This window comes from Bradyrhizobium sp. S3.7.6 (genome assembly GCF_054061875.1).
Window position 1 is genome coordinate 894,023 of record NZ_JBSSEQ010000001.1, and the last position, 13,814, is coordinate 907,836.

The following is a 13,814-nucleotide window of genomic DNA, read 5'->3' on the forward strand; positions in this document are numbered from 1 at the left end:
TTCACATTCGACAATGCAGATAGACGGTGGGCACGGCGCTTCGCGCCTTTGCCCACCCTACGATACCGCGGCCTATAGCCGTCGCAGCGCCACGCTTGCCACGGTGTGGTCGGCGCCCTTCTTCAGGATCAGCGTCGCGCGGGGGCGGGTCGGCAGGATGTTATCCTCGAGATTGGCGAGGTTGGTGCGTTCCCAGATCGCGATCGCGGTGGCGGTGGCTTCCTCGTCCGACAACAGCGCGTAGCGATTGAAGTAGGATTTCGGATTGGTGAACGCGGTGTCACGCAGCGCCAGGAAGCGCTTGATGTACCATTGCCGCAGCGCCGCCTCGTCGGCGTCGATATAGACCGAAAAGTCGAAGAAGTCGGAGACGACGGGCACCGCCTTGCCGTCGCGCGGCAGCTTGCCGGTTTGCAGCACGTTGACGCCCTCGACGATCAGGATGTCCGGCTGGTCGATCTCGGCCCACTGGTTCGGCACGATGTCGTAGGTCAGATGCGAATAGACCGGCGCGCGCACGTGGCGGCGGCCTGCCTTGATGTCGGAGAGGAAGCTGAGCAGCAGCGGCAGGTCGTAGCTCTCCGGAAAACCCTTCTTCTGCATGATGCCCTGCCGCTCCAGCACGGCGTTGGGATACAGAAATCCGTCGGTGGTGATCAGTTCGACCTTCGGACGCGGCGACCAGCGCGCCAGCAGTGCCTGAAGCACGCGGGCCGTGGTGGATTTTCCGACCGCGACCGAACCAGCGACGCCGATGATGTAGGGCATCTTGCGGTCGCGGATGTTGAGAAACTGGCGCTCTGCGTAGTACAGGCGCTGCATCGCATCGACATAGATCGACAAGAGGCGCGACAGCGGCAGGTAGATGTCCTCGACCTCCTGCAAGTCCAGGCGATCGTGCAGCGAGCGCAGCCGGTCGAACTCGCCGGGCTCCAGCGTCATCGGCGTGTCGTCGCGCAGTCGCGACCACTGCTCGCGCGTATAGACGCGGTACGGATTATACTGCTGCTCGGGTGCGCGGATATCCATGACGCGACCTTTCCGTTGGGATCTACTAACCCTTGCGGGACGCCTTTTCTTCCAATCCGGACATATTCGTCCGCTTGTCCAGCGCGGCCTCGACCTCCTCCAGCTTTACGCCGCGGGCCTTGAGCAGCACAAGGAAGTGATAGAGCAGGTCGGCACTTTCAGCGATCAGATGCGCGCGATCGTTTTCGACTGCTGCGATTACGGTTTCGACTGCCTCCTCGCCGAACTTCTTGGCGCAATGCTCGGCGCCCTTGTCCAGGAGCTTACGGGTATAGGACGCCTCGCCGCCGGCCGCCGCGCGGGCGTCGATGGTGTCGGCCAGATCGTGGATCGTGAAACGCGACATCGGAATTACTCGAACAACACACAAGGCCACGGAGGCCATTCCCCGTAGGCCTATGTAGCATTTTTATGATCGGGAGTCGTCAGGCATCGAGGCGCATGGCCAGTCCGCGCCGGGCCATGTGCTCCTTGGCTTCGCGAATGGTGAATTCCCCGAAATGGAAGATCGAGGCGGCCAGCACAGCTGTGGCGTGGCCGTTGCGGATACCGTCGACGAGATGATCGAGATTGCCGACGCCGCCCGAGGCTATCACGGGAACGGGAACGCTGTCGGCGATCGCCCGGGTCAGCGGGATGTCGAAGCCCTGCCGGGTGCCGTCGCGGTCCATGGAGGTGAGCAGGATTTCACCAGCACCGAGCGAGACCACTTCCTGGGCATATTCGATGGCATCGATGCCGGTCGAGTTGCGGCCACCATGGGTGAAGATCTCCCAGCGGTCGCCGCCCGGACGCTTGACCCGCTTGGCGTCGATCGCGACCACCACGCATTGTTCGCCGAATTTCTCGGCAGCTTCCTTGACGAACTCGCGCCGCGACACCGCGGCGCTGTTGATCGAGACCTTGTCGGCGCCGGCGCGCAGAAGCGTCTTGATGTCGTCAACCTTGCGCACGCCGCCACCGACGGTCACGGGCATGAAGCAGGCCTCCGCCGTACGCCGGACCACGTCCAGCATGATGCCGCGGTTCTCGTGGGTCGCGGTGATGTCGAGGAAGGTGAGCTCGTCGGCACCGGCGGCGTCATAGGCGATCGCGGCTTCGACGGGATCGCCGGCATCGCGCAGGTCGACGAAGTTGACGCCCTTGACGACCCGGCCGTCCTTGACGTCGAGGCAGGGGATCACGCGCACCTTGAACATGTGTCGGCTCCTAGGCGGTGCGCGCGTTGCGGATCAAGGTGAGGGCGGCGGCGGGATCGAGCCGGCCGTCGTAAAGCGCACGGCCGGCGATCGCGCCGGCGAGCTTCCTGGCGCGCGGCGTCAGCATCGCCTTGACGTCCTCGATCGAGGCGAGGCCGCCGGAGGCGATCACGGGAATCGAGATCGCATCTGCCAGCGCAATGGTCGCATCGTGGTTGAGGCCCTTGAGCAGGCCATCGCGCGCGATGTCGGTGAAGATGATGGCGGCGACGCCGGCATCCTCGAAACGCTGCGCGATTTCCAGCACCGTCACCTGCGAGGTCTCGGCCCAGCCTTCGACGGCGACCTTGCCGTCACGGGCATCGAGCCCGACCGCAACGCGGCCGGGGAATTTCCTTGCAGCCGCCTTCACCAGTTCAGGGTCGCGCACCGCGGCGGTGCCGATGATGACGCGGGTGATGCCCTTGTCGAGCCAGGCTTCGACGGTCGCGAGATCGCGAATGCCGCCGCCGAGCTGCACCGGGATCTTGATCGTCTTGAGCATCGCCTCTACCGCCTGCGCATTCACCGGCTTGCCGGCAAAGGCGCCGTCGAGATCGACGACGTGGAGATACTCGAAGCCCTGTTCGACAAAGCTCTGCGCCTGGGCCGCGGGATTGAGGTTGAACACGGTCGCGCGCGCCATGTCGCCTTGCTCGAGGCGCACGCACTGGCCGTTCTTGAGGTCGATCGCGGGAAAGAGAATCACGGTTTCCATCGCAAAAAGTTCGAGATCAGGGCCAGGCCGAAACGCTGGCTCTTCTCGGGGTGGAATTGGGTGCCGATGGCGGTGTCCTTCGCGACGATCGCGGTGACCGGTCCACCGTAATCGGCGCGCGCGAGCACGTCCGCCTCGTTGGCGGCGTTGAGGTGGTAGGAGTGCACGAAATAGGCGTGCTGGCCCTTGGGGCCGAGCGGCAGCCTGTCCAGCACCGGATGCTCCTGCAGCAGGTCGAGCGTGTTCCAGCCCATGTGCGGGATCTTCAGGCTCTCGTCGCGCGGCATGATCTTCTCGACGTCGCCGCCGACCCAGTTCAGGCCCTCGGTGATGACGTGTTCCTTGCCGCGGCTCGCCATCAGCTGCATGCCGACGCAAATACCAAAGAAGGGCCGCGCCTTGACGCGGACCGCTTCGGTGATCGCCTCGACCATGCCGTTGACGGCATCGAGCCCGCGCCGGCAATCGGCGAAGGCGCCGACGCCCGGCAGCACCAGACGGTCGGCGCCGTAGGCCTGATCCGGATCGCTGGTGACGAAGACCTTTTGCGGAATCTCCAGGCTGCGCGCGGCGCGCTCGAACGCCTTGGCGGCGGAATGCAGATTGCCTGAACCGTAATCGATGATCGCGACGCTCATCTTGACCCTCCCGGTTCCGGAAACAATCCAATGATGCCGCCCGACGGCAGCGGTGGCGGATTTGAGAATTGCTGACCCGGCACGTTGCGGGTTGGCGGCGGGCCGCCGCGATCGACGGCCCATTGATCGTTGACGATGCCGCGCTGCTTCAGGCTCCAGCGCTCGAAGAAACGCCGCTCGGCGGTGTCCTCGTCGTCGGAGATGACGACGTCAAGCTGGCGCCACTTGCCGCGCGACAGTGTCCAGCGGCGCAGGCTCGAGGCCTCGAAACCCATCAGCACCGCGATGATCATATTGGCCAGGAAGATCGAGCTGCGGCCAACGCCGAGGCTATGCAGCCCTGCATCGAATGCAGCCAGGAAAATCACCCAGCCGATCAGCGCCAGCCAGAGCCTGTTCCAGAGCAGCCAGAACGGACCCAAAACCATCGCCCAGAAATGAAAACCGTCGCGCACGAAGACGAACTTGTCGGTCGCGCGCAGATCGGCTCCGGCAGGGGAGGGAGCATGAACTGTGTAGACAGGCATGGTGATGCCCCGTTCCTAGGAATTCAGTGATACCGCAAGCGGCGCGTGCCGCGGGCCGAAAGACGTCAGCCGCCGAGCGAACCCTTGGTGGACGGGATTTCGCCCACGGCCTTCGGATCGATCGCGACGGCAGTGCGCAGCGCCCGCGCCAGGCCCTTGAAGCAGGACTCGGCGATATGGTGGCTGTTATCGCCATATAGGGTCTCGACGTGGAGAGTCACGCCGGCGTTCATGGCGAAGGCCTGGAACCACTCGCGCACCAGCTCGGTATCGAACTCGCCGATCTTGTCGCGGGGGAAGTCGGCCTTGAACACCAGGAACGGACGGCCCGAGATGTCGATGACCACGCGCGACAGCGTCTCGTCCATGGGCATGTGCACGCCGGCATAGCGGGTGATGCCCGCCATGTTGCCGAGCGCCTGCTTGACCGCCTGGCCCAGCGCGATGCCGGTGTCCTCGGTGGTATGGTGATGATCAATGTGCAAATCGCCAACCGCCTTGACCGTGAGGTCGATGCGGGAATGGCGGGCGAGGAGATCGAGCATATGGTCGAAAAAGCCGATGCCGGTCGCGATATTGGACACGCCGGTGCCATCGAGGTTCACGGTGACCTCGATGTCGGTTTCCTTGGTCTTGCGCTTGATCGTCGCGGTGCGCATTGAAAAGCGGTTTCCATTCTGGTTTTGGACCGAAAACGGCGGTCTTTTAACAGTCAAATGACGCCTTCGCTACTGCGGGAACGGCTGGCCGGGCCTCTACTTCTGCCTATGGTGAGCGAAATGGGCCCGGAGCGGCCCGTTGTACGGTCGGTCCCGACCGCCTAAATCAGGTCCGACAACGAGGTATTTGATGCAGGATTCCCAGAACAGCGCACCGGGCTGGCACGGCACCACGATTTTGACGGTCCGCAAGGGCGGCAAGGTGGTGATCGGCGGCGACGGCCAGGTCTCGATCGGCCAGACCGTGATCAAGTCCAACGCCAAGAAGGTGCGAAAACTCGGCAAGGGCGACGTCATCGGCGGCTTTGCCGGCGCCACGGCTGACGCCTTCACGCTCTTCGAGCGGCTCGAATCCAAGCTCGAGCAGTATCCGGGGCAGCTGACCCGGGCTGCGGTGGAGCTCGCCAAGGACTGGCGGACAGACCGCTATCTGCGCCGCCTGGAGGCTATGATGATCGTGGCCGACAAGGACGTCTCCCTGGTCCTGACGGGCACCGGCGACGTGCTGGAGCCCGAGGCCGGGGTCATGGCGATCGGCTCTGGCGGCAATTACGCCCTGGCCGCTGCGCGGGCCTTGATCGACACCGACAAGGATGCCGAGACCATCGTCCGCCGCTCCCTCGATATCGCCGCCGACATCTGCGTCTACACCAACCGCAATCTGACCATCGAAAGCCTGGCGACCGGCTAGGCCAGACCGAACAGGACATGGCGCCCGCCTACACCTTCCGCCCGATGAGCCCGGCCGATTTGCCGCTGATCCGGCGGTGGCTGGGCGAGGTGCATGTGCGGGAGTGGTGGGGCGATCCGGACGAGCAGTTCTTGCTGGTGAGCGGCGATCTCGATGAGCCGGCGATGGACCAGTTCATCGTGTTGGCTGGCACCCACCCGTTCGGCTATCTTCAATGCTATCGCCTGACAGCCTGGAATACCGGCTTCGGGCCGCAACCGGAGGGCACCCGTGGGATCGACCAGTTCATCGGCGAAAGCGACATGATCGCGCGCGGCCACGGCTCCGCGTTCATCCGCCAGTTCGTCGACGGCCAGTTGCGGCAGGGCCTGCCACGCATTGTCACCGATCCCGATCCGCTCAACGCACGCGCCGTGCGCGCTTATGAGAAGGCCGGCTTCGTCCGCGACCGCATGGTCGAGACGCCGGACGGGACGGCGCTGCTGATGGTGCGCGAGCCGTGACGCTGACGAGCACGCACGAGAGCAAGGTCGCCGTACCGCCATTGGCCTGGGTCGGCATCGCACTGCTGCTGCTGGCGCTGCAGGCCTCGATCTTGTTCGCGATGGGGCGGGTGCCGATCTGCACCTGCGGCTATGTAAAGCTCTGGCATGGCGTGGTGAACAGCTCCGAGAATTCGCAGCACATCGCCGACTGGTACACCTTCTCTCACATCCTGCATGGCTTCCTGTTCTACGGCTTGACCTGGCTGCTGTTCGCGCGCCTGCCCTTCCTACAACTGTCCTGGCCGGCACGGCTGATCGTCGCCATGCTGATCGAAGGCGCCTGGGAGATCGTCGAGAACTCGCCCTTCATCATCGAACGCTACCGTGCCGGCACGATCTCGCTGGATTATTTCGGCGACAGCATCGTCAATTCGATTTCTGACAATCTGGCCATGATGATGGGGTTCCTCGCCGCGCGCGTGCTGCCAGTCTCGGTGACCGTCCTGCTCGGGCTCGCCTTCGAGATCATGCTCGCGCTTCACATTCGCGACAATCTGACGCTCAATATCCTGATGCTGATCCATCCGATCGACGCCGTGAAACAGTGGCAATCGGGCCCGCCCATCATCTGACGTAAAATGCGGCTTGTCCCGACCCGCATCTGATCCTAGCTAAGGTCCCATGACAGACTTCTCTCCCCGCGAAATCGTCTCCGAACTCGACCGTTTCATCGTCGGCCAGGCCGATGCCAAGCGCGCGGTCTCGATCGCGCTGCGCAACCGCTGGCGCCGGCAGCAGCTCTCCGGCTCCTTGCGCGAAGAGGTACTCCCGAAGAACATCTTGATGATCGGCCCCACCGGCGTCGGCAAGACGGAGATCGCGCGACGGCTCGCCAAGCTCGCGAACGCGCCGTTCCTGAAGGTGGAAGCGACGAAATTCACCGAGGTCGGCTATGTCGGCCGCGACGTCGAGCAGATCGTGCGCGATCTCGTCGAGGTCGCGATCGCCCAGGTGCGTGAGCGCAAGCGCAAGGACGTGCAGGCACGCGCGCAGCTCGCCGCCGAGGAGCGCGTGCTCGACGCGCTGGTCGGCGCCAATTCCAGCCAGGCAACGCGCGAATCGTTCCGCAAGAAGCTGCGCGCTGGCGAGCTCAACGACAAGGAAATCGAGATCGAGACGCAGTCCTCGGGCGGCGGCATGCCGATGTTCGAGATCCCGGGCATGCCCGGCGCGCAGATGGGCGCGGTGTCGCTCGGCGACATCTTCGGCAAGCTGGGCGGGCGCAGCAAGACGCGGCGACTGACGGTGGAGAACTCGCACGAGATCCTCGTCAATGAGGAATCCGACAAGCTGCTGGATACCGACCAGCTCACGCTGGAGGCGATCAGCGCGGTCGAGAACAACGGCATCGTGTTCCTGGACGAGATCGACAAGATCTGCGCACGCGACGGCCGGGTCGGCGGCGACGTCTCGCGCGAGGGCGTGCAGCGTGACCTGTTGCCGCTGATCGAAGGCACCACGGTCTCGACCAAGCACGGCGCGGTGAAGACCGATCACATCCTGTTCATCGCGTCCGGCGCCTTCCACGTCGCGAAACCGTCCGACCTGTTGCCGGAATTGCAGGGCCGCCTGCCGATCCGCGTCGAACTGCAGGCACTGACCCGCGACGACATGCGGCGCATCCTGACCGAGCCCGAGGCCTCGCTGATCAAGCAATATATCGCGTTGCTGCAGACCGAGGGCGTGACGCTCGACATCACCGCCGACGCCATCGACGCCCTGGCCGACGTCGCGGTCGCCGTCAATTCCACCGTCGAGAACATCGGCGCGCGGCGGCTCCAGACGGTGATGGAACGGGTGCTGGACGAAATCTCCTTCACCGCCCCCGACCGCAGCGGCGAGACCGTCAAGGTCGATGCGGATTTCGTGCAGAAGCACGTCGGCGACCTCGCCAAGAACGCCGATCTGAGCCGGTTCATTTTGTAATTCGGCTGCGGCCACGCTATGGATGCCGCTGTCGTCCCTGCGAAAGCAGGGACCCATAACCACCAGCGGCTCTTGTTGAAACAGATGGCGACCACGATCCCGGCTCGAACGACTTCCTGTGGTTATGGGTCCCGGATCTGCGCTCGCTGTGCTCGCTTGTCGGGGACGACGGCGGAGGTAGATCGCGTCAGTTCGGGTGCGGCGTGATCGCCCAGATTCAGAAAAATCCCTGGCGTCTCCTGCTCGCGATCAACGCCGCGGTCATCGTCGGCGTGTTCGTCCACAAGATCCAGCTGCCGCCTTACGTCCCCTACATCCACCTCCTCGTCGACTATCATTTCGGCTTCATCAAGCGCGCGCTGATCGGGGCCATCGTCGCGCTGTTCACGGACAAGGTGCCGGTTTGGCTGGTGTTCGCGCTCGGCGGAGCGACGTGGCTGGTGACGCTGGGGCTGTACGCAAGGCTATTCCAGAAAACGTTCGGCTTCACCGCGAGAACGCTGCCGCTGTTCGTCTTCATCGCGGGCTCGCCGTTCTTTCTCAAGAACTTCATGCACACGCTCGGCCATTTCGACATCTATGGCTGCGCGCTGGCGATCATCCTGCTGCTGATGCCGGCGGGCTCGCTGCTGTTCGTCGCAATGGCCGCGCTGTTCTCGATCGTCCTCGTGCTGATCCACCACATTCATCTGCTGATGTATGTGCCGACGATCATCGCCATCGTCGTGATCAGGCACTACCTCGCCTACAGCGTCACCAAGACGAATGTCGCGTTTGGTTTGGTGGCATTGCTTGGCGTGAGCGCGCTGTTCTTCGCGGCGCAATTCCTGGGAACGATGCCGATCCCGGAAGCGGATTTCGTTGCCTACCTGAAGACCCGGATGGCTGATCCGGCGCGGACCGACCTGCTGCAATTCGCCTACATCTGGTACCAGCCGCTGGCGAAGGAGGTTTCGGATACCTGGGGCCGCCTGCCGCACAACATCCTCGGCGTGCCGGTGTTTGCCCTGCTGATCTGGCTGCACACGCCACTCTGGCGCTATTTTGCCGGCGTGATCGGCGCGCTCGCGAACGACCTGCACCGGCGCCTCGTCATCGCGGCGCTGATCGGCATCAGTCTCGCCTATCTCGTGATGTTCGCGATGGTGTTCGACTATTCGCGCTGGATCTCGAACTGGGCGGTCTGCCTGTTCCTGATCCTGCACGCGGTGAAGATGCTGCCGGCCAAGTACAATGCACCGCTGATCGCGTCGGAGGATCGGAAGACAAATATCTTCGGCCTGATCCTCACGCTGATCCCGCGCGTCGGAATCGTCCGGCCGTTCTAATACCTCGCCCGGCGTATCCGCACATAGAGCGCGCCCTCGCCGCCATGGCCGATATGCGCCTCCTCGAAGCCGACGACGAAGGCGCGGAATTCCGGCAGGCTCAGCCATTCCGGCACCTGGCGGCGGAGCACGCCGCTTTCGCCGCCGCTCCGTCCCTTGCCAGTGATGACGAGCACGAAGGTCAGGCCGTCATCATGGGCGCGGTGCAGGAAGCCGGTCAAGGCCCGGTGGGCGCGTATCTGGGTCATGCCGTGCAGATCGAGCCGCGCCTCGATCTCGCTGCGGCCGCGCGACAATTTTGTGCGCTCGCGCTTGCCCAGCGGTGCCAGCGGCGGCATGGCCGGCTTTGCCATGCGCACCGCCGGCGCGGCAGCGATCGGCCGTGGCGATGGCGCAGATCGCGTAGCCGGCGCTGCCGGTGAAGGCTCAGTGCGCGGCGGGGCGTGTGTCTTTGCCACGCGATGCTTCCGCAGCGGCTTGACCTGTTTTGCGACCGCATCCCACAGCGCGCGCTCCTCCTCGCTCAGCGCACGGCGGCGCGGCGAGGTACGAGGCTCCAGCACGGGCGGACGGGACGATCGCTTCATTGCTGCCGATGGGGACGATTCTTGACTGGCCGCCGCGGCTCCTGAACGGGCTCTATCACGGGACGCGGCACCGGCAACGGGACCGGATTGGCAACGGCGACGGTCTCACCCTTACCTTGCGCCACGGCTGCGGCCGGAGCCGCGGGCTTGGTCTGATCCTTGGGCGAATCCTTGGCAGGATCGGTCTGCGGAAACAGCCTTGCGATCTTCTCCGAGGGACGCGGGTCCGGCACCGGCAACTTCGCGGCGCGTACTGCGGGATCGAGGCCCTTCGGTACCAACATGACGAAGTGCATGGGATGGCGCAGCCGTCCCGAGACACGGCCGGCATCCGCGCCGGCGCCGAAATAGAGATCGGCGCGCGCGGGGCCGATGATGGCCGAGCCGGTGTCCTGCGCGATCATCAGCCGGTGGAACGGCGTCTTGGAGCGTTCGGAATCGATCGGCAGCTCGCCCTCGATGAAGAACGGCGTGCCGTAGACGTGCAGTGCCTTGTCGACCGCGATCGAACGGCCGGCGGTCAGCGGAATGCCCTGCGCACCCACCGCTTCTTCCTTGTCGGACAGATTGACCTCGCGGAAGAAGATGTAGGATCGGTTCTGGCGGCGCAGATCCTTGGCGCCATCGGGGTTCTGCGCCATCCACTCCCTGATCTTCTGCATCGACATCTCCTCCTTCGGAATGATGCCGCGCTCGATCAGGACACGGCCGACGGCCGTGTAGGGATAGCCGTTATAGGCGTCGTAATTCAGCCGGACCGTGCCGCCGTCGTCGAACTTGATCCGCGCCGAGCCCTGGATCTGGGCGAACAGCAGATCGGTCGGGTCCTTCAGCCAGGCGATCTCCAGCCCGCGGCCGGCGATCTTGCCGTCCTCGATCTCGCCGCGATCGTAATAGGGCACCAGCTTGCGGCGGCCGATCTTGCGGTAGACCGGGCCCTTGTTGGGCAAGCTGACCGAGTCCTGCTTGTAGCCGCGCACGAACAGGTTCGACGGGCGACGATAGACCGGCACGTTGAAGACGTCGGTCTGCGTCCGCGATCCCTCCAGCACCGGTTCGTAATAGCCGGTGACGAAACCGTCGGGCTCGCCGAGGCGCGAGATCCGCAGCGGTGCAAAATTCTCCTCGAAGAAGGTCCTGGCTTTGCCGTCGTCGGTGAGCTCGAGCGACTTGGCGGCCCTGCAGGGCTCGCTCAGCGAGCCGCCAAGCGCCTTCGGTTCGGCCGCACCGGTCTGCGCGTTGATCGTCCGGCAGCTCGCGCGGAACGTCTTGTAGGCGGCGAGATGGTCGTCGTCGCTCCAGCCTTTCACGTCCGTCCAGGTCAGCGGCAGATATTGCGCACCGGGGATTTCGAACGGCAAAGGGAGCTGCGGATAGGGCAAGGCGCGCGGCGGGGCGGCGGCAAGTGCCGGGAGATGATGGTGATGGCTGCGATAGTGACGCCGCGCCGCCTCGGCGCCGAGCGAAAACGACGACAGCACGACGGCACCTGCGCAAAGCGCCGTCGCGCTGTTCTTCAGGAAATTCTTAATTCGCGCTTCCGGTGCCAACCAGCTTCCAGTTTGGATCGCGAGAGGTGATATCGCGGGCGAAGGTCCAGATGTCGGTGATGTCGGCGACCGTGTCCGCACTACCGTCGACGATATTGCCGCTCTTGTCGCGGGTGGCCGAGATCATCTGCGAGACGAATCGTATGGTGAGCTGAGCCGTGCGGTCGCGCAGCTCGGCGCCGACGAGCTCGGCCTTGTCGATCGAGACGAAACGCGTCTCGGTCTTCTGCTCATACTTCTCGCGTTCCTTGATGGCGGCGTCGAAGCTATCATAGACCTCCGACGACAGCAGGTCGCGCAACGCGCGGCGGTCGCCATTGGCAAAGGCCAGCACGATCATCTCATAAGCGCCGCGGGCGCCCGAGATGAAATGGCGCGGGTCGAAGGTGGAATCCTTGTCGACGATGGCATCGAGACCCTGGGCGAGCGCGGTGCCCGGCTCGGTCAGGCCCTTCCAGCGGTCGGAGGGCGGAGCCGGCTCGGCGGTCGGCGCCAGCGGGGCCTGGTCGATCACCTTGCCCGGCATGGTCACGACGTTCTTGTCCTGGGCACCCCCCAGCGCATTGCGGGCGGCGGTGCGGTCGAACGGCGGCCGCTCGTTACCCGTCCGCTGTCCCAGCACGCTGCGCAGCCTCAGAAAGATGAAGACCGCCAGCGCCAGGAAGATGATGGTGTAGATGTCCACGTCGTATTCGCTTTCTGGTCTTCGCTGAAAGGGGCCGTCTCGGGTCGTCGCCGGGAAAATCAATCCGGCCAGTAGACCGTTCCATACGGGAACGGCAAGTCTACATCACCATTTTAGGTCCGCGCGTCTGGTCCTCGGGATGTAGGCACGAAATCTTGCCCGGCCAATGGCGCCTTTTGGCACAGCGCCGAGTGTAGCGCGTTTTATGCTTAAGGGGAAACCCGATCCTGCCCGGAAATCGCGCATCTTCAATCGTTTAACGCGCGATTTCGTCAGGAGGGCCGGGTGAACGTCACAATTGCGGGGGCGGCGCGGATACCCGATCCGGGGCCGTTCGTCCTTGTGGAGTGAGGCGGCCCTATGTTAGCCAACCGCCGCGAAATTCAGCCCAAATCGGGTAAGGAGAGACTCTCATGACCAACGGCAACGGCACCCCTCCCGAGGCGGCCCAGGCTGCCCAGCTCAACGTTCTGGCGCAGTATATCAAGGACCTTTCGTTCGAGAATCCGAACGCGCCGACCTCGCTCCAGCAGCAGGGCCAGCCGCCCCAGATCAACATCCAGATCAATGTCAGCGCCATCAATCTCAGCGAAACCGAGTTCGAGGTGACGCTGTCGGTCGAGGGCAAGGCCGAGACCGCCGGTAAGATCATGTTCTCGTTCGAGCTCGCCTATGCCGGCGTGTTCCGCATCACCAACGTGCCGAAGGAGAATTTGCATCCGCTGGTCATGATCGAGTGCCCGCGTCTGCTGTTCCCGTTCGCCCGCGAGATCATCGCGACCGCCGTGCGCGACGGCGGGTTCCCGCCCCTGATGCTGGATCCGGTCGACTTCGTCGGTCTCTATCGTCAGAACATGGAGCGGCAAATGGCCGCTCAGCAGACGAGCGGTCAGGCCTAAACAGCCGGAGGGGCGGCTGGAGCGGGCAGGAACTCGTTCCAGATCGCCTTGTCGCCGAGCGTTGCGATAAAGGCCCGATGGGCCTCGCGCTCGGCATCGGAAATCCGCGGCGCGAGCGGCACGGTCCGCTGCCGCCGCGGCACATCGCCAGCCGCATTGGCGCGAATGTCCTCGCCTTCCGAAGCGAGGAGCAATTGCGATTGCCGCGCCCCGACCAGATCGACATAAACTTCGGCCAAGAGTTCGGCGTCGAGCAGCGCGCCGTGCTTGGTGCGGTGTGAATTGTCGATCGAATAGCGCGAGCAGAGATCGTCGAGCCGGTTCGACACGCCCGGATGCTTGCGCCGCGCCAACAGCAGCGTATCGACCAGCCGCTCGCGCGGGATCGCGACGCGCTTGACCTTGTCGAGCTCGGCGTTGATGAAGCCGATGTCGAACGAAGCGTTGTGGATCACCAGCGGCGCATCGCCGATGAACTCCAGAAACGGGTCGACGACCTCGTGGAACAGCGGCTTGGTCGACAGGAACTCGGCCGACAGCCCGTGTACCGCAAAGGCTTCCGCCGGCATGTCCCGTTCGGGATTGATATAGACGTGATACGTCTGGCCCGTCGGCATACGGTTGACAATCTCGACGCAGCCGATTTCGACCAACCGATCGCCGCGGAGCGGATCGAGGCCAGTGGTTTCGGTGTCGAGAACGATTTCACGCATGATCAAGAGGCCGTGTGAGGC

General features: G+C 64.2%; 17 protein-coding genes. 6 read left to right on the forward strand and 11 right to left on the reverse strand.

Features of this window, described 5'->3' with window-relative positions; all coding sequences use genetic code 11:
• Positions 1 to 72: 72 nt before the first annotated feature.
• The 7 genes from coaA to hisB form a co-directional block, all read right to left on the reverse strand.
• Positions 73 to 1,029, reverse strand: coding sequence for a type I pantothenate kinase (gene coaA, locus ACVJ5M_RS04200; protein ID WP_028150152.1), 957 nt, complete (start codon positions 1,027 to 1,029; stop codon positions 73 to 75).
• 25 nt (positions 1,030 to 1,054) lie between these two features.
• Positions 1,055 to 1,375, reverse strand: a complete 321-nt coding sequence (locus ACVJ5M_RS04205; RefSeq protein ID WP_028150153.1) for a phosphoribosyl-ATP diphosphatase — start codon at positions 1,373 to 1,375, stop codon at positions 1,055 to 1,057.
• A 79-nt stretch (positions 1,376 to 1,454) separates the two neighbouring features.
• Positions 1,455 to 2,228: an imidazole glycerol phosphate synthase subunit HisF gene (gene hisF, locus ACVJ5M_RS04210; RefSeq protein WP_063980266.1), complete on the reverse strand. Its 774-nt coding sequence runs from the start codon at positions 2,226 to 2,228 to the stop codon at positions 1,455 to 1,457.
• A gap of 10 nt (positions 2,229 to 2,238) precedes the next feature.
• Complete coding sequence (gene hisA, locus ACVJ5M_RS04215) at positions 2,239 to 2,976, reverse strand: 1-(5-phosphoribosyl)-5-[(5-phosphoribosylamino)methylideneamino]imidazole-4-carboxamide isomerase (RefSeq protein ID WP_063985972.1); 738 nt, start codon at positions 2,974 to 2,976, stop codon at positions 2,239 to 2,241.
• The gene (gene hisH, locus ACVJ5M_RS04220; protein ID WP_063980267.1) at positions 2,973 to 3,623 is read right to left on the reverse strand and encodes an imidazole glycerol phosphate synthase subunit HisH; all 651 of its coding nucleotides are present in this window, start codon (positions 3,621 to 3,623) and stop codon (positions 2,973 to 2,975) included. Before hisH ends, hisA begins: the two co-directional genes overlap by 4 nt.
• Positions 3,620 to 4,150, reverse strand: coding sequence for a DUF2628 domain-containing protein (locus tag ACVJ5M_RS04225; RefSeq protein WP_063980268.1), 531 nt, complete (start codon positions 4,148 to 4,150; stop codon positions 3,620 to 3,622). The genes hisH and ACVJ5M_RS04225 overlap by 4 nt, the downstream gene beginning before the upstream one ends.
• 65 nt (positions 4,151 to 4,215) lie before the next feature.
• Entirely contained in the window at positions 4,216 to 4,809 is a 594-nt protein-coding gene (gene hisB, locus ACVJ5M_RS04230; protein ID WP_028150158.1) for an imidazoleglycerol-phosphate dehydratase HisB, read from the reverse strand.
• Between the two features lie 190 nt (positions 4,810 to 4,999).
• Between hisB and hslV the strand changes: the two genes are divergently transcribed.
• The 5 genes from hslV (at position 5,000) to ACVJ5M_RS04255 (ending at position 9,359) form a co-directional block, all read left to right on the forward strand.
• Entirely contained in the window at positions 5,000 to 5,560 is a 561-nt protein-coding gene (gene hslV / locus ACVJ5M_RS04235) for an ATP-dependent protease subunit HslV (RefSeq protein ID WP_028150159.1), read from the forward strand.
• A gap of 17 nt (positions 5,561 to 5,577) precedes the next feature.
• Positions 5,578 to 6,063, forward strand: coding sequence for a GNAT family N-acetyltransferase (locus tag ACVJ5M_RS04240; protein ID WP_063980269.1), 486 nt, complete (start codon positions 5,578 to 5,580; stop codon positions 6,061 to 6,063).
• Positions 6,060 to 6,677, forward strand: a complete 618-nt coding sequence (locus ACVJ5M_RS04245) for a DUF2585 domain-containing protein (RefSeq protein ID WP_063980270.1) — start codon at positions 6,060 to 6,062, stop codon at positions 6,675 to 6,677. The genes ACVJ5M_RS04240 and ACVJ5M_RS04245 overlap by 4 nt, the downstream gene beginning before the upstream one ends.
• Positions 6,678 to 6,726: 49 nt before the next feature.
• Positions 6,727 to 8,031, forward strand: coding sequence for an ATP-dependent protease ATPase subunit HslU (hslU, locus tag ACVJ5M_RS04250; RefSeq protein WP_063980271.1), 1,305 nt, complete (start codon positions 6,727 to 6,729; stop codon positions 8,029 to 8,031).
• Between the two features lie 203 nt (positions 8,032 to 8,234).
• Positions 8,235 to 9,359, forward strand: a complete 1,125-nt coding sequence (locus ACVJ5M_RS04255) for a hypothetical protein (protein WP_063980272.1) — start codon at positions 8,235 to 8,237, stop codon at positions 9,357 to 9,359.
• Here ACVJ5M_RS04255 and ACVJ5M_RS04260 read toward each other — a convergent pair.
• The 3 genes from ACVJ5M_RS04260 to ACVJ5M_RS04270 are packed head-to-tail and all read right to left on the reverse strand — an operon-like array spanning position 9,356 to position 12,181.
• Entirely contained in the window at positions 9,356 to 9,946 is a 591-nt protein-coding gene (locus tag ACVJ5M_RS04260; RefSeq protein WP_063980273.1) for a Smr/MutS family protein, read from the reverse strand. The two genes, ACVJ5M_RS04255 and ACVJ5M_RS04260, sit on opposite strands and share 4 nt — an antisense overlap.
• Positions 9,943 to 11,496 carry a murein transglycosylase A gene (mltA, locus tag ACVJ5M_RS04265; protein WP_063980274.1) on the reverse strand — a complete coding sequence of 518 codons (1,554 nt, stop codon included), beginning with the start codon at positions 11,494 to 11,496 and terminating at the stop codon, positions 9,943 to 9,945. Before mltA ends, ACVJ5M_RS04260 begins: the two co-directional genes overlap by 4 nt.
• The gene (locus ACVJ5M_RS04270) at positions 11,474 to 12,181 is read right to left on the reverse strand and encodes a Tim44/TimA family putative adaptor protein (protein WP_063980275.1); all 708 of its coding nucleotides are present in this window, start codon (positions 12,179 to 12,181) and stop codon (positions 11,474 to 11,476) included. Before ACVJ5M_RS04270 ends, mltA begins: the two co-directional genes overlap by 23 nt.
• Before the next feature lie 413 nt (positions 12,182 to 12,594).
• Here ACVJ5M_RS04270 and secB point away from each other — a divergent pair, with 413 nt between their 5' ends.
• The gene (gene secB, locus ACVJ5M_RS04275; protein ID WP_028150166.1) at positions 12,595 to 13,080 is read left to right on the forward strand and encodes a protein-export chaperone SecB; all 486 of its coding nucleotides are present in this window, start codon (positions 12,595 to 12,597) and stop codon (positions 13,078 to 13,080) included.
• Here secB and dnaQ read toward each other — a convergent pair.
• Positions 13,077 to 13,793 (reverse strand): DNA polymerase III subunit epsilon, encoded by a 717-nt coding sequence (gene dnaQ, locus ACVJ5M_RS04280; RefSeq protein WP_354100298.1) that lies wholly within the window; start codon positions 13,791 to 13,793, stop codon positions 13,077 to 13,079. The two genes, secB and dnaQ, sit on opposite strands and share 4 nt — an antisense overlap.
• Between the last annotated feature and the right edge of the window lie 21 nt (positions 13,794 to 13,814).